The following is a 20755-nucleotide window of genomic DNA, read 5'->3' as shown; positions in this document are numbered from 1 at the left end:
GCGGGATGCGGCGCTGGGCGGGATGTGTATCGTGCGGGGGTTAGTGCCCGGAGCCGAGGCCGGCTTCCTCGTAGTACCCCTGGATGTGGTCGGCAACGAGCTTTGCCGCCGCGGCGCCGTCGTTCTCATTGATGGCTGCAAGAATTGAGCGGTGCTCGTCCCGCAGCCTGGCCGCGGTGGCATCCCAATCCGGAAGGTTCGCCGTCAGTCGGCCGACGTAACCCTGAATGGCTTCGCGCAGAGAGCCCATCATGGCACTGACAACCGCGTTGCCGGCAGCTTCCGCCAAAGCGAGATGGAAGCGCACGTCCAAGGCCAGAAACTGGTCCGTTTCAGTGCTCTTTTCCATTTCATCGAGCAGCGCCGCAGCCTCCGCCAAAGCAGGCGAACCAGGATTTGCGCGGGCCACCGCCCAGGACTCGAGGAGTACACGGGTCTGGACTATATCCGCGACCGGAAGGTGCGAGGTCGCAACATGGAGCCTCAATGCCGAGCCAAGCGCTGTGGTGGGGTCCGCAATAACCACCGTTCCGGCGTCGGGGCCCGAGCCCACACCCGCCCGCACCACTCCCATGGCTTCAAGGATCCGGATGGCCTCGCGCACCGATGTACGCGACACACCAAGCTGCTCTGCCAGAGTCCGCTCGGCCGGAAGCCGGCCACCCAAGGCCAAGTGGCCACCGAGGAGCTGGCTTTCGATCCACTGCAGGACGAGCTGGTGCGTACGCATGGAGCCATGGTACTTGATGTGGTTGGACCACATGCCCTACAGTGTGGTTAGACCACAGCAGCTTTCCTCCGCCCAAACCTGGCCGCGAACGATTCCACGCCCCTATCCTTGACGAGGCAGCACATGACGCAGACTGTTCAACCCACAAACCCGGAAGCACCCACCACCCCGGACGCCACCACCCCCGGCGGCAGCGCGAACGCGGTCGAAACCTCCAGCTCAAGGGAGCGAATTCCGGCGGCCCTCAAGCGACGGGTGCCCAAATACTCAGATCTTGCTCCCCTCATGCAATTCAAGAAGCCTGAGTTCAGCCGAGAGGCCAAGCTGCGCCGGGCAAGCACCATCTGGGAGTTGCGGGATATCGCCAAGCGCCGCACCCCGCGGGCCCCGTTCGATTACACCGACGGCGCTGCCGAGGCCGAGATCACCTTGCGCCGGGCACGCGAAGCCTTCCTGGATATTGAGTTCCGGCCCGGCATCCTTCGTAACGTTTCCAGCATCGATCTGAGCACTGACATTCTGGGCAAGTCATCGCGGCTGCCTGTGGGCATCGCTCCCACCGGCTTCACCCGGATGATGCAGTCCGAGGGCGAGTACGCCGGATCCCAGGCCGCCGAAGCCGCAGGTATTCCCTACACCCTCTCCACCATGGGCACCGCCTCCATCGAAGACGTGGCCGAGGCCGCCCCGAACGGCCGGAACTGGTTCCAGCTGTACCTGTGGACGGACCGGGACCGTTCACTGGAACTCATCGACCGTGCCGCCAAAGCCGGGAACGATACGCTCATGGTCACGGTGGATACGGCCGTCGCCGGAGCCCGCCTCCGTGACGTCCGCAATGGCATGACCATCCCTCCGGCGCTCACTCTCAAGACCGTCCTGGATGCCTCGTACAGGCCGGCGTGGTGGTTCAACTTCCTCACCCACGAGCCGCTGACCTTCGCCTCACTCTCCCGCTACACCGGCACCGTCGCTGACCTGATCAACTCCATGTTCGATCCGACACTCACCTTCGAGGACCTGGACTGGCTGCGCGAAACGTGGAAGGGCAAGCTGGTAGTCAAGGGCATCCAGACCGTCGAGGACGCCCGCAGAGTAGTGGACCACGGAGCCGACGGCGTGATCCTCTCCAATCATGGCGGCCGCCAGCTGGACCGGGCACCCATCCCGTTCCACCTGCTGCCTGAGGTCTCAGCGGCATTCAAGGCCGACAACAGTGATGCCGCAATCATCCTCGACACCGGCATCATGAGCGGCGCCGACATCATCGCGGCCCTGGCCCTCGGCGCAGACTTCACTCTGATCGGCCGCGCCTACCTTTACGGGCTGATGGCGGGTGGCCGCGCCGGAGTGGACCGGGCCATCCAGATCCTGGAAAAGGACATGACTCGCACCATGGCGCTTCTAGGCGTCACCAAGCTCTCAGAACTGACCCCGGACCACGTGCGGATCCTCGGAAAGTAACGTCTCCCCCAACCAGGTAGCAGCACATGTTGTTTTGAGCGCTCAAAACAGCAGCTACTGCTACCCAGTTGGGGCGGCGAGCTACTTTTTTCGGCCGAACTTGGGAAGGTTGGAGAGAAGGTCGGAGGCCTTGGCAGCAGCACGCCCCACGGTCCGGCCAATCTGTTGTGGCACAGTTCCGTCTGGGCCCACGCCAACCGGAATCGCGACGGCGGGGCTCAGCTGGCCCTGCGCCGAACGGGGGGAGACGGACTGGGCCTCCGAACTGACGGCAGCTGCAAGGCCGGCCTCGGCGCTGCCCGGTCGCTGTGCCGCCGGGAGCCCCTCTGTCTCGGAGACTGCCGCACCTTCTGCTGCCGGTGACATTCCGGCGGCAGTTGAATGGCCGACGTCGAACGTCTCCAGCCAATTGGCGATACCGATCAGCGGTTGCGGGTTCAGCGTGTAATAGCGCTTCTGTCCCTGGGCCCGCATGGTGACGAGGTCGGCTTCCCGAAGAACTTTCAGGTGCTTGGAAATGGTGGGCTGGCTTGCTTCCAGCTCCTGGACCAGTTCACCCACTGCTTTATCCCCTGCCCGAAGGGATACCAGAATGTCACGCCGGGTTGCCTCAGCAATGACGGCAAATACGTCGTCTGTCACCATGGGTCCACCCTAGCGAACATATGCCTGAGATGGCATCACTAGCTGCTCATGGAACTGCGAATTCAGTCGAACCAGGGATCGAGCCCGTGCAGCGGGAAGATTTCCTTCCGTGTGGCCATAACGCTGCGGTCCACGGCGTCGTTGGGGTCAAAGCCCACTTCCCAGGAGCGCCACCACAGATCGACGTCGTCGCCCATCAGTTCGGGGGCATGCATGCCATATTTGTCATGCACGTAGCTGCGCCAATCTTCCGGGACAGGGGTCCGCAGCGGCACAGGACGCCCGGCCGCGATGGCAATGAGGTGGCTCCAGGACCGCGGCACAACATTGGTCACGCTGTAGCCGCCGCCCCCGGTGGAGATCCAGCGGTTGCCGCAATGGCGTGCCGCCAGGTTCCCGACGGCGGTGGCCGCCTCGCGTTGGCCGTCAATGCTGACGTTGAGATGCGTGAGGGGATCCAGCCTGTGTGCATCGCAGCCGTGCTGGCTGACGATGACTTCCGGTTCAAAGGCGCCCACCAATTGGGGAACGACGGCGTGGAAGGCACGCAGCCATCCGGCGTCACCCGTGCCGGCCGGTAAGGCGACATTGACCGAGGTGCCCAGGGCGTTCAGTCCGCCGATCTCGTTGGCGAAACCTGTCCCCGGAAACAACGTCATGCCGCTCTCATGCAGTGAGATGGTCATGACGCGGGGATCGTCCCAAAAGATGCTTTGCGTTCCGTCGCCGTGGTGCGCGTCCACATCGATATACACAACACGGTGCACTCCGCCGTCGAGCAGTTTCTGGACAGCCAGGGCGGCATCGTTATAAATACAGAACCCGCTGGCACGTTCACGGGAGGCATGGTGCATTCCTCCGCCGAAATTCACGGCATGGACCGCGCTGCCGTCCAGGATGGAAGTTGCGGCCAGCAGTGACCCTCCGGCAATCCGGGCGCTCGCCTCGTGCATTCCGGCGAAGGCGGGGTCATCTTCAGTGCCCAGGCCACGGTCCAGATCCGGCATGCCAGGGGCTTCACTGACTCGGCGCACGGCGGCAACAAATTCCGGGCTGTGCACAGTGACGAGCTCTTCGTCCCCGGCCACTTCCGGTGCTGTTACGGTGACGTGCTCAAGGTCCAGCAGCCCGAGGCTGCGGGCAAGCCGCGCAGTCAGCTCCATCCGCTCCGGAGCCATCGGGTGCCCGAGGCCGAAGTTGTACGAGGTCATGGCAGAATCCCACACCACCGTCGTTGGCAGTGCGGGCAGGCTGAGTCCGGGCAGGAATGTCATCATGGACAGGCTACCCGAGCGTGGCGGGCAGACAGCCCCGCATTCGTGCGAAAATTAGTGGTTTACTACTCAAGGAAGCAGTTTCGACCGAGGAAAAGCCACACATGACGCAGATCCAGCCGAGGTCAAAGAGCCCGGCCAGCTGGAAGCAGCCCGAACCACCGGACCGGGAAAGTCTCTGGCTTCTCACCCGCCTCCGAGACTTCATCGACAGCGTTGCCAACACTTCCCCCGCGCGTTTGGCCCTCACCGCCTTCGCGCTGGTGGTTCTGCTGTTCACTTTCCTGCTGTCATTGCCTGCGTCATCGGCAACCGGCGACTTCACTCCCTTGCATCAGGCGCTGTTCACGGCCGTCTCAGCAGTCTGTGTGACGGGCCTCACCGTCGTCTCCACTGCCGTTCATTGGTCCTTCTTCGGCCAGCTCGTGATCCTGATCGGCATCTTCGTGGGTGGCTTGGGAACTCTGACGCTAGCCTCCCTTTTGGCCCTGATGGTCAGCAAGAAGCTCGGCGTGCGCGGCAAGCTGATTGCCCAGGAGGCCATGAACAATGCAGGCCGGCTCGGTGAAGTCGGTACCTTGCTTCGGATCGTTATCACTACTTCAGTGGTGATCGAAGGCGTGCTTGCCCTCGCGCTGATTCCCCGGTTCCTGACACTGGGCGAGCCCTTCTGGCAGTCCGTCTGGCATGGCATTTTCTACTCGATCTCTGCCTTCAACAATGCAGGCTTCACCCCGCATTCAGACGGAATCGTCCCCTACGAAACCGACTTGTGGATTCTGATACCGCTGATGTTGGGCGTGTTTCTGGGCAGCCTTGGTTTCCCGGTGGTGATGGTCCTGCACCAGAACGGGTTCAACTGGAAGCGGTGGAACCTGCACACGAAGCTCACCATCCAGGTGTCTTTTATCCTCTTGGCGGCGGGGACTCTGCTTTGGGCCCTCATGGAATGGGACAACGCGCGGACAATCGGCACCATGAGTTTCGCGGACAAAATTACGCATTCGTTGTTTGCCTCTGTGATGACCCGCTCTGGCGGTTTTAACCTGGTGGAGCAGAACCACATGGAATCCACCACCATGCTCCTCACGGATGCCCTGATGTTCGCAGGCGGCGGATCAGCGTCCACGGCCGGCGGCATCAAGGTCACCACCATTGCCGTCATGTTCCTGGCCATCGTTGCTGAAGCCCGCGGCGACGCCGATGTGAAGGTCTACGGCCGCACCATCCCCCAAGGCACCATGCGGGTAGCAATCTCCGTCATCGTCGCTGGCGCCACGCTCGTCTCGGTTTCCGCCTTCATGCTCCTCTCTATCAGCGGCGCGTCACTGGACCGGGTGCTCTTCGAAACCATTTCCGCGTTCGCCACCGTCGGCCTCAGTACAGGGCTCAGTGCCGAGCTGCCGCCGTCGGGGGTTTACGTTCTTTCCGCCCTGATGTTTGCCGGACGCGTCGGCACCGTCACCCTCGCGGCCGGCCTGGCGTTGCGCCAGCGCAGCCAGTTGTATCACTACCCCGAAGAAAGGCCGATCATTGGCTAACTCGTCCGGCGCCACCAACCGCCCCGCCCACAACGCACCGGTGTTGGTTGTGGGATTGGGCCGTTTTGGATCAGCAACCGCAGAGCAGCTGGTCAAGCAGGGCCGGGAAGTGCTGGCCATCGAACGCGACCGGACCCTCGTGCAGAAGTGGGCACCCGTGCTCACTCACGTGGTGGAAGCCGACGCCACCAATATCGAGGCCCTTCGGCAGCTCGGAGCCCAGGAATTCAGCTCCGCGGTGGTTGGGGTGGGAACGTCCATTGAATCTTCCGTGCTCATCACAGTGAACCTGGTGGACCTCGGCATCGAGCACCTCTGGGTCAAGGCCATCACGCCCTCGCATGGCAAAATCCTGACCAGGATTGGGGCCAACCACGTCATCTACCCCGAAGCCGACGCCGGTGTCCGGGCTGCCCACCTCGTCTCCGGGCGCATGTTGGACTTCATTGAGTTCGACGACGATTTCGCCATCGTGAAAATGTATCCACCACGGGAAACAGTCGGTTTCACGTTGGACGAATCAAAGGTCAGGTCCAAATATGGCGTGACCATAGTGGGCGTGAAATCTCCGGGAGAGGACTTCACATACGCCCGGCCGGAGACGAAGGTTTCAGCCAGGGACATGCTCATTGTGTCGGGTCACGTGGATCTGCTGGAACGGTTCGCGGCCAGGCCGTGACAGCAGTCGCGCGGCCTAGGCGAGCTGTTTGGTGATTTCGGCGGATCGATCGGCGGCGGCGCGGGCTGCGTCTGCGATGATCGAGGGCAGGTCGCGCTCGTCGAAGGTAGCAATGGCGCGCTCGGTAGTTCCGTTCGGGCTGGTTACTGCCTTGCGGAGCTGGGTGGGATTAGCCCCGGGTTCGGCCAACATGAAGCCGGCCCCGGCGACAGTCTCGGTCGCGAGCAGCAGGGACAGCTCCGGGTCCAGGCCCAGCCTGACTCCGGCCGCCGCCATTGCCTCGGCAAGGTAGAAAGCGTAGGCGGGACCGGAACCGCTGATGGCTCCGAGCGCATCCACCTGATCCTCGGGAACCTCAACTACTCTGCCGGCGCCCCGGAGGATGTCCTTGGCCAGCTGCAGCTGCTCCGGGGAACAGTTGGTGCCCGGCGACACTGAAACGACTCCCCTGCCCAGTTTGGCGGGCGTGTTCGGCATACTCCGGATGACCGGCTGGCCTGTAGGCAGGGCGGCCTCCAGCTGAGCGATGGATACAGCAGCGGCCACACTGATGACAATGGTGGAGGGAGAAATGGAGGAGCTGATCTCTCGCGCCAGGTCTGCAATGCCCAACGGTTTCACGCCCAGGATCACGACGGCGGAGCCTCGCGCTGCGTCCTTGTTATTGTCAGGCTCTTCCTCACCGGCGATCGCGGTGATGCCATGGTGACGTTCGGCGAGTTCAGCCGCTCGCTCGCCACGACGGACGGTGGCGACGATATCGGCAGGATCCGTTCCGGCCTCCAGGAGTCCGGTCAGGATGGCCTCGTTCATGGATCCACAGCCCAGGAAGGCGATTCGGTTGCTCATTGCTCCATCATTGCAGTTCGCAGGGATGGGTGCAGGAGATTACTCTGCTGTGACCGGTCGCCGCCGGATGAGAACCACAAACGGAAACCTGCATTCCCAGCTCATTCCCACCTTGGCCGCAGGCTCTACACAAAGTGGACCCCTAACGTAGTAACTACCTCATTGAGGGTGCGAGTGATGCAGCAGGCATGGGGATGCCTGCCTTGGCACCGGTGATTCTGCAGCGGGTTTCCCCCATTTTCCTGCGGCAGATCGCCGGTGCTTTCGCGTTTAACGCAGAACGGTTCCTGGGTCCGTACGAGTCGCCACAAGCCTGGTTCATAATGAGGCATGAGAGTGACCGGAATTCTCCCTGAGGACGCGCCCGACCCTCGTATCGAGCAGGCTGAGCGCCTGAAACTTATGCCGATCCCGGTGATGGGACTCGTTCCCCAGCCCTCGCTTGAGGATACAGATACCGTCGGCCTGACATACGCTCAGGATGCTCGTGGATACAGTGAAATGACAGTGAGCGTCAGCTATACAATCTGGCGAAATCCGAACGACCGGTCTGACCCGATAAACCTCTCGGAACTCGATGAGCAAATGAGAAGGGCGATAGAGGATGTCCCGCCATGGCCGCGACCTGCGTGGCTGGTCGAGCAGGTGGAACGAATGCGATATCCCCAGCTCTGGGAGGCTGTGCGAACTACTTGGCACCGTGACTCATCCGAGCACGCTTCGGTCAGCAGTGTCCTGGTCGACCACGTCAACTACATCCTCATGAACCAGTACCGGCAGGAACTCGGACTGAGCGACAAACCTTGGGAACAGTCCGGACCCGCATTGACTGACCACGTGGTCAATGATCAGGCCAGTGTTCTCATCGATGGAGTTGACATGCCCGGTGCTGAGATCAATGAGGCCCCATTCGTTTACGGCATTGGCGCAGAACTGCCAGGCGGAGGCGTCGTGACCGCGGTGCTTCCACGCGCCGAGCTGAACCATATCCAGGTGCAATTAAGTGCGCGGCGCAAGTAAGTCGGAATTCCCAGCCTACTCACAGGAAAATCCCCCGGAACGCCCAAAAAGAGGAACTACCTTGGAAAGTGCCTGAAAAGGTGCGAGTGATGAGCTGATTCCCCCGAATCGGCGAACGCGCCGGGTGGTTGTAGAAGCGTTCCCCCAACTTCTTCTGCGAAACCACCCGGCGCTTCTCTCTTTAAGTCGTTGTAGAAGCCTTCCCCCAACTTCTCCTGCGAAACCACCCGGCGCTTCTCTCTTTAAGTCGTTGTAGAAGCCTTCCCCCAACTTCTCCTGCGAAACCACCCGGCGCTCTCATAAACGGGGACACTACGAGTGCTTGTCGGAAGCTCCTACCAGCGGAAGGCCCAAGTGTTGGCGGGCAAATCGGAGGGTCTGCTCAAGGCGTTGCTGGCGTTCACCCGCATTCCGAGCCCTGCGCGTGGAGATTTCGGCCACCACCACGCCATCGAAGCCGGTGGCAGCCAGATACTGCAGTGCCTCTGCACAGGGCTGGTTACCCGTGCCCGGAACCAGATGCTCGTCCCTCCTGGAACCCGATCCGTCCGAGAGGTGGACGTGACGGAGCCTGGGACCCAGGCCCCTGATGGCGTCCAGGCTGTTGGAACCCGCTGTGGAGGCGTGCGAGAAGTCCCAGGTGACGTCGTCGTAATCCTGGTCACGCGGGTCCCAATGGGGCGCATAGGCGACTGCCTCCCTACCGCGGACTCTCCACGGAAACATGTTTTCGACGGCAATGCGGACCTGGTACATTTCTGCGAGCTCGCGGATTCCGGCAGCAAATTTTCCGGCGTAGTTACCTTGCCAGCGGAATGGTGGGTGGACCACGACCGTATCGCAGCCGACTTCCCTGGCCATTCGGCAGGACATCTCGATCTTGTTCCACGCTGTGCCCCACACCTGCTGCGTCAAGAGCAGTGTCGGCGCGTGGATGGAGACAATCGGTTTCCGGTAGCGGTGGCTTAGCTCTAGGAGGGCGTGGGCGTTCTGGCTGGTGGCGTTATTGGTAACCATCACCTCCACGCCGTCGTACCCCACCTCCTGGGCAGCAGCGAATGCGTCATGAACGCTCAGGGGATAAACGGAAGCACTGGACAGCGCCACAGGAACAGCAATGTCTTTACCCGGCGATAACTCTTCCATCTAGCTCGCGGCCTGGTGGCTTGCGGGCACAGTGGAGGCGGTCATCGAAGCGGACAATGCCTGCCTGGCTTCCACGTGCGGGGCGGGCTCAAGGGGCCCGTCCAAAACCAACTGGTCCAATCGGCGAAGGATGAGCCCCTCGCGCAGGGCCCAAGGGCAGATTTGCATGCTGGGGAACTCAAACAGTTCCAGTGCAGCCTCCGCCACAAGTGCCCCGGCAAGCAGCTGCGGCGCTCGGGCCTCCGAAACGCCGGGCAAGTGCAGGCGGTCCTCCACCTTCATGGCCGAGATCCGTTGGGCCCACAATCCGAGGTCAGCCGAGAAGAGTTCGCGCTTGACGTAGGGCCCGGCGCCGCTGGGGGCTGCTCCGGCGATTCGAGCCAGGGAGCGGAAGGTCTTGGACGTACCGGCCACCAGGTTAGCCCGTCCGAGGGCTTCGAAGCTCCTCACCGCCGGCTTCAGCGTGGAGCGGATGTACCGGCGCAGTTCTTTGACGCTCTTGGCGGTAGGGGGATCCTCATGCAGCCAATCCCGGGTAAGGCGGCTCGCGCCCAGCGGGACGGACAAAGCCAGCTCAGGGAGTTCGTCATGCCCGATAGCCATCTCGAAGGAGCCACCTCCGATGTCCAGATCCAGAATTGGTCCGGCTCCCCATCCGTACCAGCGGCGGACTGCAAAGAATGTCATTGACGCTTCTTCGCTGCCTGTGAGTTCCTGCAGCGTCACTGTGGTTTCATGCTTCACACGGGCCAGGACTTCGGCGCCATTGGTGGCCTCACGGATGGCGGAGGTACAAAAAGCCAGCAGGTCTTCGGCCTTGTGCTTGGCGGCGAATTCCCAAGCCTCGAGGACGAACTCGATCAGCTCATGCTGTCCGTCCTCGTTGATGTTGCCCTCCGCGTCCAGGAACTGCACCAAGGACAGGGGCCGCTTGTGGGAGGCAAAAGGCACCGGCCGGGCACCCGCATGGGCATCAACCAGAAGTAAATGGACAGTATTGGAACCGATATCGAGGACGCCAAGACGCATTCTGCCATTATCGCCGGAGATCAGGCGACAGACCCAACTGCGTCCATTCGAAGTCCTCGGCGGTTACTCCTCCGCCGCCTGGTCATCAGCCGCCTGCTCGTCTTCGCGCTTGAAGTCGCGGCGGATATTGGCCACCCCTTCGGGGCCGATTTCGAAGCCGAAGGCACTGCCGGGGTTGATCACCATGCCCAGCTCGTCGCCGAGATTGCCGATGATCGCCGCGCCCTGGGTGCCCAGGACGTTTGGTGCTGCGGCAAGAAACTGCTCGTCAACCCTGCTGGGATGGGAGAAGACAGCAAGAACCGGCTGGCCTTCCGAGTTCGCCAGCACCAGCGGCTCCACCTGGGAGTCGGGGCCCTCGACGGTGTCAGAGCTGATGATGTAGACCTCGTTGTTCAGGAACGACAGGATGACGTCCACGGGGTTTGCATCAGGCTGCTCCCCCTTCGCCAGCTTCTCCTCAAGGTCGTTCAGCGGCCGGGTATCCATGGGATCTGGCTGTTCAGTCATGCCTCTACTCGATCATGTTGAGGGATGACGCGCAAACGGAGTTCTGTCCCAATGCGAAATCGCCTGAAGCGTGCTACTTTTTCGCTGCTGCCTTCCGTGCCGGGGCCTTCCGAGCGGTAGCGGTGCGCTTCACGGGTCCCTTGGCGCGCTTCTCGGCAAGGAGTTCGACGGCGCGTTCCCGCGTAAGCTCCTCCAGCGAAGTGGTCCTCGGAACAGTGATGTTGGTGACGCCGTCGGTGATGTAGGGCCCGAAGCGGCCTTCCTTCACCACGATGTTCTTCTCAGACACCGGGTCCGGCCCGAATTCGGCCAGCGGCGGAACAGCTGCACGTGCCCCGCGCTGCTTCGGCTGGGAGTAGATCTCCAGGGCTTGTTCCAGCGTGATGGTGAAGATTTCTTCTTCCGAGCCGATGGAGCGCGAGTCCGTTCCCTTCTTCAGGTAGGGACCAAAGCGGCCGTTCTGCACCGTGATGACATTCCCCTCGGCGTCCTCCCCAAGGACGCGCGGCAGGCTCATGAGTTGAAGTGCCTCATCCAAAGTGATGGTGTCAACGCTCATGGAGCTGAACAGCGAGCCGGTGCGCGGCTTGGCCTTCACAGGCTTCTTTGCCGGCTTCGGCTTCCCGTTCTTGTAGTACTCAACGGGCTGGTTGGCCAACTGCTCATCCGTCATTTCAGGAATGATCTCTGTGACATAAGCGCCGTAGCGGCCGTTCTTGGCGACGACGGTGTGGCCTGTGTGCGGATCAGCACCCAGCACGCGTTCTTCCGGCGCCGCAGTCTCCATCAGCTCAACAGCCTTTGAGGCAGTGAGCTCATCGGGGGCGAGGTCCTCGGGAACGTTGGCGCGCGCGGACTCAACCACTTCGCCGGTCTTCGGATCGACCGTGGGGATGGAGCTTTCCAGGTACGGGCCGAACTTACCCACGCGCAGGGTGATGCCCTCCGCGATGGGAACCGAGTTGATCTCCCTGGCGTCGATTTCGCCGAGGTTGTTCACGATGCTCAACAGCCCGGGATCGGAGTCTTCACCGTAGTAGAAGTGCTTCAGCCAGGCGGCACCCACAGTCTGTCCGTTGGCGATCTTATCGAGATCGCCTTCCATGTCAGCCGTGAACTCATAGTCCACATAGTCCGTGAAATGTTGCTCGAGCAGCCGGATGACCGAGAAGGCGATCCAGCTGGGCACCAGGGCCGAACCCTGTTTCCGGACGTAGCCCCGGTCCTGGATGGTGGAAATGGTGGAGGCATACGTGGACGGGCGGCCGATTCCCTTCTTCTCCAGCTCCGCCGTCAGGGAAGCTTCCGTATAACGCGGCGGGGGTGAAGTCTCATGGCCGACGGCAACGAGGTCCGTTGCAGTGAGGGCATCGTCCTTGGCCACGTTCGGCAACCGGCGGGCTTCGTCGGATTCGTCATCCCCACGGCTCTCGTCCTTGCCCTCTTCGTAGGCGGCGAGGAAGCCGGGGAAGGTGATGACGGTTCCGGAGGCGGAAAATTCTGCGTCCCGGCCATCCGAAGCCACTGCACCGAGGCGGATTGTTGCGGTTGAACCCTTGGCATCGGCCATCTGCGAAGCAACTGTGCGCTTCCAGATGAGCTCGTAGAGGCGGAACTCGTCACCGGACAGCTGCTTGGCAACCTGGGCCGGTGTACGGAAGGAGTCACCGGCGGGCCTGATGGCCTCGTGGGCTTCCTGGGCGTTTGCTGCCTTGCCACTGTAGACGCGGGGAGACTGCGGAATGTATTCCGGGCCGTAGAGCTCGGAAGCCTGACGGCGGGCAGCGGTGACGGCCTCGTTGCTCAGTGCGGAGGAGTCCGTACGCATATACGTGATGTAGCCGTTTTCATACAGGCGCTGGGCTACCTGCATGGTGCTCTTGGAGGAGAACCGCAACTTTCGTCCGGCTTCCTGCTGCAAGGTCGAAGTGGTAAACGGGGCAGCGGGACGCCGGGTGTACGGCTTGGTGTCAACGGACCTGACCCGGAAGTCGGCATCCTGCAGCGCGGCTGCCAGGGACGTCGCGAGTTCCTCGTTGAGGTGCGCTGCGTTCCGTGAGGTGAGTTCCCCGTCGTCGTTGAAGTCACGGCCGCTGGCTACCTTGGCACCGTCAACGGAAGCGAGCTTCGCCTTGAAGGAACCGGTGCCTGCGCCAAACTGGCCGGTCAGGTCCCAGTACGAGGCGGCCTTGAACGCCATGCGTTCCCGTTCACGGTCCACCACCATGCGGGTGACTACGGACTGCACGCGGCCGGCCGATAGGCCGCGGGCCACTTTGCGCCACAGCACAGGGGAAATCTCATAGCCGTACAGGCGGTCAAGGACGCGGCGGGTTTCCTGGGCATCGACCAGAGCGGTGTCGACGTCGCGCAGGTTGTCCATGGCGCGGTGGATGGCTTCTTTGGTGATTTCTCCAAAGGTCATCCGGTACACCGGGACCTTGGGTTTGAGCACTTCCAGGAGGTGCCAGGCAATGGCCTCACCCTCCCGGTCCCCATCGGTTGCGAGATAGAGGGCGTCGGCGTCCTTGAGTTGGGCCTTCAGTTCGGCGACTTTTTTCTTCTTGTCGGGGGACACCACGTAGTACGGCTTGAAGCCGTTTTCGATGTCGACGGCGAACTTGCCCACTGAGGTCTTCTTGAGTTCCGCAGGCAGCTCTGACGGCTGTGGCAGGTCGCGGATGTGACCGATGGAGGCCTCTACGATGAAGCCCTCGCCGAGGTACTTGGCGATGGTCTTGCTTTTGGCAGGAGACTCCACAATGACGAGTTTCTTGCCGGATTTGGCCTTGCTTGGCACGGTGCTCCTACAGAAAAAGATTTGCTCGGGCAGATGAGCCCATATTGGCCTAGTTCACCATATTTTCCTGAATGATGCGCATTCATGTGGAAAACCGATGGCAAAAAGCGCTGGATGCGAGGGCCTTATTCTACTCAGCCGGCGTCCTGATATCCCGTCGAGGGGCCGCCCAGGAGATTTTCAGGAGGGACGCAGGCGATCATCCGGAATCATGGACCACAGCGTAGCCATCCGCTCAGCCTTGTCCGGGATTCGTCTCGGATCCTCAAGCTCATAGTCATGCAAAAGTTCAAAGATCCTGCCGTTAAGTTCCTGCCGCTGCTCGACCGTCAGATACAGCAGGTTACTGGCCAGCACCACCGAGGACGGGTTCGGCGCAGCGTCGATGCCCGGCGTCGGCTCTTCAGATGACCGGGATCGGGACCGGATTGATTCCGACTTGGACTTGGCATAGGCCTTGGCCCGCCGGCGAAAGGCATCGAGTTCCAGGTCAAGAACCGCGAACTCCGGATTGGCCAAGCTGCCACCCGAATTAATGGTGACATCGGTCCCGGCTGCCCGCCATCGACGTTCCCGGGCATCCCCGGCTGTCTCTGCAGGCACAACTATCCCCCACTTTTGGAGGGCACGCAGGTGATAGCTCATGGCGCTTGGCGTCAGCCCGGTTTGGACTGCAAGCTCGGTGGCTGTCCTGCTCATCTGGGTGGAATACAGTTCCGAGATCACCTCAAGCCGGGCAGCGTGCGCAAGTGCACGGATAGCCTTGGGGTCGGTGATTTCCACCTTCTCCATGGCGGCAGGAGCCGCAGGTTCAGACCCCAACACTGGTGTATTCACTCATCCAGTCTATCCAGCGGCACCTAACCCTGAAATAACTGCTTGACATCTCGCACCTCAGGCAGGCAGGAGGAATCCGTCCCGGACGAGGTTGCCCACTTCCGTCAGGAGGGCGCTTCGGAATGTCGCGGCGTCGAATCCGTTTTCCCCGCCGAGCAACGCAATCAATGCCCCAATAATCTGTCCGACGCTAAGGTCTCCGTCGCACGCGGAAACAAACCCGGCCAGCTCAGTGCTCAGCAAGTTAGTGCGGCGGAGCCCGGCTCCTTGGCGGAGCAGGATCACGCCGGGGTGCTCTGCCCCGGGACGCTGGTGCCGTTCTTCAGTCACGTCGTCAGCAACCACAAGATGGGCAGTAGCCAGGTCATTCGCAACCAGCCAATCAGAACGTTCGACGGCGGCGCCAAGGTGGGGACCGACAGGCTGTTCTATTGGGTAGGTGATCTCCTCAAACCGTTCGATCACCCTGCCACCCGCTCCCGCCGGCCGGCGCAGCCAAACCATTCCGAAGCCGATTCCGGACACATCCCGGGATGCAAAGTCCTGCAGGTACGCAGCGTAGGCCTCCTGATACCTCCCGTGATCCCGGCTTTCGGAGGCATCACGAAGCCAGGTTTCCGCGTACAGGTCCGGCCCCAACTGCTCACGCTGGATTATCCACACATCAGTGTCCGGGCTGACCCAGCTCTGCGGCCTCTCCTCCCAGGAAGTACCGGCACTGATTTCCCAGTTACCCAACATCTGTACCGTTCCCCCGGGCGCAAGGATTGTTGGCAAACCCCGAATCAGCGATGACACAATTTCGTCGCCGGGTAGCCCGCCGTCGCGGTAGGTGAACTGGTTGGGCGCGGACAGGTCAAGACTCCGAGGCGTGATAACGAAGGGCGGGTTCGAGACCACGAGGTCGAACGCTTCTTCCGCCACAGGTTCCAGCAGCGATCCCAGCCGCAGCGTCACGCGCGCTTCCGGGTTTGATGGATCTAAGTGCAGCGACGCGGCGTTCAGCAGCAGGTTAAAGCGGGTAAAAGCCAGCGCCCGCTCGGAAATGTCAGTTGCCGTGACGTGCGTGGCATGCTGCAGCAAATGGAAGGTTTGAATGCCGCAACCGGTACCGAGGTCCAGCGCACGGGAAACAGGACGGCGGATGGTTGCTTGAACCAACGTGGTGGACGCCTGGCCGATACCAAGAACGTGATCGTGACGCAGGACGCCAGGCCGCTGATGGGCGGCCAGATCGCTCGCCACCCACAGTTCCACAGTGCTGGTATCGACGGCGTCGTCCCCGGCGGAAACCTCTGCTCCACCCTCCCAACTGTAAGGACGCAGATCCACCATCGCGCTCACGCCGTCGTCGGCGTGTTGGACCAATCCCAGCGTAACCAGGCCTTCCGTCCGGAGAGTGGGGAACGCGGCGTCGAGCGTTGCAGGCTGTTGGGTCTGGGCCAGGAGAAATAAGCGGACGACGGCGGCCAGCAGGGCTGTTGCATTCTCACCTCCGGCTGCGGACCCGGTGGCGATCAAAGCCGGGATGAGCTGGTCACGGTTCAGCGCCTCCGAGGCCGATTCTCCAAGCAGCCGGGCGACGCCGTCCACGGTGTAGTCGAGGCTCTGCAGATCCGCTGCCAATGCCTCAAGAAGGCCGGGAATATCGCTACGCGGAGCGTCCGGCGTATTTCCGGAAATGAATGATGCGGGCGAAAGGGCAGCTGGTTCGGTCACGCTTGCAAGTCTATTCGGGGCGTCAGACAAGACCACGCACGGCTGGATATCGGGGCCGTCTACTGGATAACGGGGCGGGACAACCAGGCAGGGTAGCCGGGCAGGAAGGCAGGCGCCATTCCTGCCCGGTTGTGCTTACAGATTTAGCTCGGCGTAGGTCCGCAGCGAGTCCCGCACGAAGATGGCACCGGCTGTGCCGCCGTAATTGGCCCCGAAGCGGGGATCAGCAACGTACATATCGCCCAGCCCTGTCACGTACTCCTTAATGCCTACTCCGTTTTCGCCATTGGCCGCGGCCGGAGTGCCCGGGATGTCCTTTAGCCACTCCACATGGCGTTTGGCCAGTTCCTGGGCTGTCGCGCTGTCCGGTGAAATGCCGGCTTCTGCAGCCGCGATCCAGTCGCTGCCGAGCTTCTGGGCGCGCTGTTTCCAGGCGAGCTTTTCGTCCGGGCCCATTCCCCGCCACCAAGCGTCGCCCTTGGCATAGGCGTCCTTACCCCATCGTTCCTCGACTTCGTCCTTATAGTGGGTGTGGTCAAAGCCATCGAGTATTTCTTCTGCCATAAGATTTTCACCTCCTTCCACTGCTTTTATGGTCCGCCGGACCGATGCTATTTGCCGGGCCAGCCTGTTCTGTTCCTGCTCGAGCCAGCCGAGGTGTCCGTTGAGGGCCACCGCGGCCTCCTGCTCACGGTCGAGTACCTGGGCGATAACCGGTAGCCCGAGACCCAGTTGGCGAAGGAGCAGGATGCGTTGGAGCTGCACCAGGGCCGACTGGCTGTAGTAGCGGTAGCCGTTGTGGCCTGTTCTGCTCGGTTTGAGGAGCCCAATGTCGTCGTAGTGACGGAGCGTCCGGCTGGTGGTCCCGGCGATCTTGGCGATCTCCTGGATCGACCACTCCATTACTGCTCCCTTCTTTCCGCTAACCCGTACCCCTGCACTCGCGAAGTGCTTCGTGACAGGCGTGATTGCCCGTACTATCGACTGTAAAGGTTGACGTTACGTCAAGGTCAAGGATCTTTCACTGGCAATTCTCGCCCTCTCATACCACAAGTGATAGTGCCGAAGCTGAGCAACGGTGAGCGGGGCGCAGCAGGTAAGTTGGGAGTATGTCCCGATCTGAAGTACTGCTGCGGCGTGCCCTCGCGGCTGCAGCGCTCACCATGCTCACGGCAGGCAGCATCACGGCGTGCTCTTCGGCCGTTTCCATCGAAAATGCTGATGTCCCTGCGTGGAAGGCTACGGCACTGCCCACTGCTGCAGGTGTGGTGCTGGAGGACTCGGGGAAGATTTTGGATCGGCGCGCATTGACGCAGGAAGCGGCCGACGTTCAGGCCGGGGCCTATACGCTCACCATGACGTGTGAGGGTGGCGGCAAGGCTTTCTTCGCAGTCACCCAGCAGGGCCGGGAAATCGTCGACGCAGGAGCAGCCTGTAACGGAAGCCTGGAGCGCGCCAAGGTCTCTGTGCCTGAAGCGGGGTCGCTCCAAATCAGCACCTCCAGCGTGGACGCACCTCTGATCTTCGCCTATCAGCTGACGCCCGGGAGCTAACGTGCTCTGGGGAGCCAGCCTGCCGGGGAGTTGACCTGTCCGGGGGTTCACCTGTCCGGGAACAGAAGTCAGCGCAGGTCCAGGCGCATCAGCACACGCGGGAAGCCGTTGATCAGGGAGTCCGTGTCGGCTGCCTTGGTGAAACCAGCTTCTTCGAAGAGCTTGCGGGTGCCCACATAGGCCATTGTGAGATCAACGTGTTTGCCCTGGTTATCGACGGGGTAGCCCTCGATGGCGGGCGCTCCGTAGCTGCGGGCGAAGTCCACGGCTCCCTCGAGCAGGTGATGAGAGATTCCCTTGCCTCGATACCCCGGCCGAACACGGATGCACCAAACTGACCAAACGTCGAGATCGTCCACATGGGGAATCTTCCGATTGCGGGCAAAGCTTGTGTCGGCGCGTGGATGGACACCCGCCCAGCCCACCACCTCGTCGCCGTCGTATGCGAGTACCCCGGGCGGCGGCTCCTGGGCGGCCAGTTGTTTGACCAGTTCCCCGCGTTCGGTGCCCCGCAACTCCAGGTTCTGCTTTGAGGGAATCCGGTAGCTCAGGCACCAGCACACGTTCGCGTCGGGCCGCTTGGGTCCGACCATCGTCTTCACGTCCTCGAACCGCTTGGCAGGACGAATCTCGATCGCCACTTCGTGGAGTCCTCTCGACTGGATCCCGGAATCCGATGCAGAAGCCGCCGGCTCCTGCAATGGCCCTCCAGACCAACGATAGTAACCTCCTCCCGGAATCCAAGGGAGTCTCGCCTCGAATCCTCCCTGCGCTGGTTCTTCCGGATCGCTGGTTTGGTTTCCCCCCTCCTTTCCACTGGCCGGGATGACGGCGGCATTTGCGGCGTTGGCTAGTAGGCTCGTCGTCTACGGCAGCAGGTTGGGGGAAGGCAGCTCATGAACAGATGTGCGTTGATTGCTGTGGCGGTATCGCTCGCCGGCGGTTTGAGTGCCTGCGAATACTCGCCAGGAGATGCTCGGGCGAGCAGCAGTTCTGCAGGCCAGCCGTCCGGCTCGTCGCCGGCATCCGCTGAATCCAGCATGGCTGCACTGATGAGGGTTCTGGGACCTCCAGACGCCACGGGGCTACCGTATGAGACAGGCCCTGACGCGACTCTTAACGCTGAAATCGAGCCCAGACAGTACCTGCTGACTGCTGGCTGCGTCGGGGCTCCGGGGGCAGAAGTCTCGGTCACGTTCGGCGATTCATCCGCGGAGAAATATTCCTTCTCCTGCGGCATGGGAAAGGTTATTCAAATCGACCACGCTGGCGGGAGGATTCTGGCGGAAGTGGTCGCCCAGGAACCCCGAGCCGGCGCCGTTACTGGCTTGAAACTCAAGCCCCACCCGGCACCGCGCGATATGGCAGCCAGGAATCAGGGCTGGATGACGGAGCACCTGGGTCAGCAAAAACCAGGCGAGTTCCGCCGCTTCCTGTCTTCTGGGGAGGGCACCTCAACCGGTCCTCTGGCAAGTGCGGGAATGTACGATCTCGCCTTTGTCTGCTCCGGACCTGACTCCGTGGACCTCTTGGCGATGAACGCCAACGGCGATCCGATAGCTGAGCTGCCGGACGTCCCTTGCGGGCAGGTATTCAGGACAGCTCTCCAACTGAATGCGGACGGTGTCCAGATCCTGTTGGACTCCGACTCAGACGGGCTACGGGCCGCCGTCAGCATGCTTCCCGGGCAGAAAGCCGGCTCGTGATCCCGGTGTTCCGGAGCCTGCGCCGCCCGCCGCTTTCAGCGCTCTTTGTGGCCGGAGTCCTCCTCCTCGGCTGCGGGGGCTGTGAATACGACGACGGAGCTCCCTTAGGTGCCTCCCCCATAAGCAGCGATCCCAGTCTCACACCCTCTTTTACCCCATTTCCTACCCTTGATCCGGAGGAAGCAGCCGCGCAAGACAGGAATGCGGAGATCATCCGAAAACACCTGGTGGCTGCAGCACCTGACGGCGTGTCAGGGGCGGATGGTACCGCGGGTGGCGTTTCCACCAGCACCAATTCCCTCCCGTCCGGCAAGTACGTTGTGGCTGCAGAGTGCCTGGGCGCGTCCGAAGCCGAATTGGTTGTTGTGGGGCCCGAAGGTGGGGTGCTTCTCCAGACAACCTTCGTGTGCGGGGAACCAGTACTGCACGAGCTGGAAGCTGCCGGGGTTCTCTCAATCTCAGCCGGGGTGACGGATGCGAACCCCCCGCGGGAGGCGGGCGCGAGGGTGGGCTTTCAGCTCGCCAGAGCGGCCGGGGCCACTCCCAGCCCTGAACTCAGCCGGTGGATGGAGGGGCAGGGGTAGCCCTGGCACACCCCCCTGAACTTCCTATGGATTAGCGACTTTGCCGGGCTTAGAGTCAGAGTATGCCCAGAGTGCGGGCACCGCGGGCGACGCTCAAGCGCCGGCCAGGCGCCGCCGTCGTCCTTTCCGTTGCCTTGGCAGCCGCGGCGATCACCACTGGCTGTGAGTACGTGTACGACGACGGCCGGCCGCTCATCGCGACCCCCACACCGACGTTCACGGATGTAAGGCTCCCCCGGGACCCGAGGATGAATGAGCCAGTGACGGGTGACGAACTGGAGCTGTGGGTGGCGTCAGTCCTGCCGGGTACGCAGGGGCAGGTGTTCCATACGGCTTTTGGTTCAATGGAGCCCAGGGCAACCCTGACCGAAAGCACGGGACAGTTGCCCAGCGGCACCTATGCCCTGACGCTGGCCTGCAGAAGCCACTACCGGATGAACTTTATCGTCCGCAACGGGGACGATGAATTGATCAACCTGAGCCTGAGATGCGGAACTGCGCGGGTCAGCGTGGTCCAGCTTACGAAGGACTCTGTGCTGACCGTGGAGATGGAAACCGTCCCCGCGGCAAACTACGCGTATATCGTGAGTCGGATCTGAACAGACCCCTGCGGGAAGTGTTAGGCAGCGGGAAGTGTTAGGCAGCGGCAAGTGTATATGGCGGCAACTT

The 20755-nt window shown here is 62.1% G+C and carries 20 protein-coding genes; 8 read left to right on the top strand and 12 right to left on the bottom strand.

What is annotated here, in order from left to right; genetic code table 11:
• Positions 1-40 precede the first annotated feature (40 nt).
• Positions 41-730 (bottom strand): FadR/GntR family transcriptional regulator, encoded by a 690-nt coding sequence (locus tag MU551_RS04790; RefSeq protein ID WP_247041073.1) that lies wholly within the window; start codon positions 728-730, stop codon positions 41-43.
• 123 nt (positions 731-853) lie between these two features.
• Between MU551_RS04790 and MU551_RS04785 the strand changes: the two genes are divergently transcribed.
• Positions 854-2194: an alpha-hydroxy acid oxidase gene (locus MU551_RS04785; RefSeq protein ID WP_281506869.1), complete on the top strand. Its 1341-nt coding sequence runs from the start codon at positions 854-856 to the stop codon at positions 2192-2194.
• A gap of 81 nt (positions 2195-2275) precedes the next feature.
• Here MU551_RS04785 and MU551_RS04780 read toward each other — a convergent pair whose 3' ends face one another.
• Both MU551_RS04780 and MU551_RS04775 read right to left on the bottom strand, forming a co-directional pair.
• The gene (locus tag MU551_RS04780) at positions 2276-2839 is read right to left on the bottom strand and encodes an ArsR/SmtB family transcription factor (protein ID WP_247041068.1); all 564 of its coding nucleotides are present in this window, start codon (positions 2837-2839) and stop codon (positions 2276-2278) included.
• A gap of 62 nt (positions 2840-2901) precedes the next feature.
• Entirely contained in the window at positions 2902-4113 is a 1212-nt protein-coding gene (locus tag MU551_RS04775; protein ID WP_247041066.1) for an acetoin utilization protein AcuC, read from the bottom strand.
• 104 nt (positions 4114-4217) lie between these two features.
• On the opposite strand from MU551_RS04775, the gene MU551_RS04770 reads away from it, so the two are divergent.
• Both MU551_RS04770 and MU551_RS04765 read left to right on the top strand, forming a co-directional pair.
• Positions 4218-5654, top strand: coding sequence for a TrkH family potassium uptake protein (locus tag MU551_RS04770; RefSeq protein ID WP_247041064.1), 1437 nt, complete (start codon positions 4218-4220; stop codon positions 5652-5654).
• Between the two features lie 40 nt (positions 5655-5694).
• Positions 5695-6333: a potassium channel family protein gene (locus tag MU551_RS04765; protein WP_372489793.1), complete on the top strand. Its 639-nt coding sequence runs from the start codon at positions 5695-5697 to the stop codon at positions 6331-6333.
• Positions 6334-6348: 15 nt separating this feature from the next.
• On the opposite strand, the gene proC is transcribed toward MU551_RS04765, so the two are convergent.
• Positions 6349-7182: a pyrroline-5-carboxylate reductase gene (proC, locus tag MU551_RS04760; protein WP_247041060.1), complete on the bottom strand. Its 834-nt coding sequence runs from the start codon at positions 7180-7182 to the stop codon at positions 6349-6351.
• Between the two features lie 330 nt (positions 7183-7512).
• Between proC and MU551_RS04755 the strand changes: the two genes are divergently transcribed.
• A complete protein-coding gene (locus MU551_RS04755; RefSeq protein ID WP_247041059.1) occupies positions 7513-8202 on the top strand; it encodes a hypothetical protein in 690 nt (229 codons plus the stop codon).
• 312 nt (positions 8203-8514) lie between these two features.
• Here the strand turns inward: MU551_RS04755 and MU551_RS04750 are convergent, their stop codons facing one another.
• The 7 genes from MU551_RS04750 to MU551_RS04720 all read right to left on the bottom strand — a co-directional run bounded on the left by MU551_RS04750 (position 8515) and on the right by MU551_RS04720 (position 17146).
• A complete protein-coding gene (locus MU551_RS04750; protein WP_247041057.1) occupies positions 8515-9348 on the bottom strand; it encodes a sugar phosphate isomerase/epimerase family protein in 834 nt (277 codons plus the stop codon).
• Entirely contained in the window at positions 9349-10377 is a 1029-nt protein-coding gene (locus MU551_RS04745; protein ID WP_247041055.1) for a Ppx/GppA phosphatase family protein, read from the bottom strand.
• 63 nt (positions 10378-10440) lie between these two features.
• Positions 10441-10887, bottom strand: a complete 447-nt coding sequence (locus MU551_RS04740; RefSeq protein WP_247041053.1) for an SseB family protein — start codon at positions 10885-10887, stop codon at positions 10441-10443.
• A 73-nt stretch (positions 10888-10960) separates the two neighbouring features.
• Positions 10961-13687 carry a type I DNA topoisomerase gene (topA, locus tag MU551_RS04735; RefSeq protein ID WP_247041045.1) on the bottom strand — a complete coding sequence of 909 codons (2727 nt, stop codon included), beginning with the start codon at positions 13685-13687 and terminating at the stop codon, positions 10961-10963.
• 180 nt (positions 13688-13867) lie between these two features.
• Positions 13868-14479 (bottom strand): ArsR/SmtB family transcription factor, encoded by a 612-nt coding sequence (locus MU551_RS04730; protein ID WP_281506918.1) that lies wholly within the window; start codon positions 14477-14479, stop codon positions 13868-13870.
• Positions 14480-14581: 102 nt separating this feature from the next.
• Positions 14582-16243: a DUF7059 domain-containing protein gene (locus MU551_RS04725; RefSeq protein WP_247041041.1), complete on the bottom strand. Its 1662-nt coding sequence runs from the start codon at positions 16241-16243 to the stop codon at positions 14582-14584.
• A gap of 135 nt (positions 16244-16378) precedes the next feature.
• Positions 16379-17146, bottom strand: a complete 768-nt coding sequence (locus MU551_RS04720; protein ID WP_247041039.1) for a MerR family transcriptional regulator — start codon at positions 17144-17146, stop codon at positions 16379-16381.
• Between the two features lie 206 nt (positions 17147-17352).
• On the opposite strand from MU551_RS04720, the gene MU551_RS04715 reads away from it, so the two are divergent.
• Positions 17353-17796: a DUF6023 family protein gene (locus MU551_RS04715; RefSeq protein WP_247041037.1), complete on the top strand. Its 444-nt coding sequence runs from the start codon at positions 17353-17355 to the stop codon at positions 17794-17796.
• Positions 17797-17864: 68 nt separating this feature from the next.
• Here MU551_RS04715 and MU551_RS04710 read toward each other — a convergent pair whose 3' ends face one another.
• Complete coding sequence (locus MU551_RS04710; protein WP_247041035.1) at positions 17865-18437, bottom strand: GNAT family N-acetyltransferase; 573 nt, start codon at positions 18435-18437, stop codon at positions 17865-17867.
• A gap of 255 nt (positions 18438-18692) precedes the next feature.
• Here MU551_RS04710 and MU551_RS04705 point away from each other — a divergent pair, with 255 nt between their 5' ends.
• The 3 genes from MU551_RS04705 to MU551_RS04695 all read left to right on the top strand — a co-directional run bounded on the left by MU551_RS04705 (position 18693) and on the right by MU551_RS04695 (position 20685).
• Positions 18693-19502 (top strand): hypothetical protein, encoded by an 810-nt coding sequence (locus MU551_RS04705; RefSeq protein WP_247041033.1) that lies wholly within the window; start codon positions 18693-18695, stop codon positions 19500-19502.
• The gene (locus MU551_RS04700; protein ID WP_247041031.1) at positions 19499-20086 is read left to right on the top strand and encodes a hypothetical protein; all 588 of its coding nucleotides are present in this window, start codon (positions 19499-19501) and stop codon (positions 20084-20086) included. Before MU551_RS04705 ends, MU551_RS04700 begins: the two co-directional genes overlap by 4 nt.
• A gap of 62 nt (positions 20087-20148) precedes the next feature.
• The gene (locus tag MU551_RS04695) at positions 20149-20685 is read left to right on the top strand and encodes a hypothetical protein (protein ID WP_247041028.1); all 537 of its coding nucleotides are present in this window, start codon (positions 20149-20151) and stop codon (positions 20683-20685) included.
• Positions 20686-20755 lie beyond the last annotated feature (70 nt).

Origin of the sequence: Arthrobacter rhizosphaerae, from assembly GCF_023062595.1 — a bacterium.
Lineage (GTDB): Bacteria > Actinomycetota > Actinomycetes > Actinomycetales > Micrococcaceae > Arthrobacter > Arthrobacter rhizosphaerae.
Note: the sequence above shows the minus strand (reverse complement) of the source record. Positions and strands in the feature narration are given on the sequence as shown.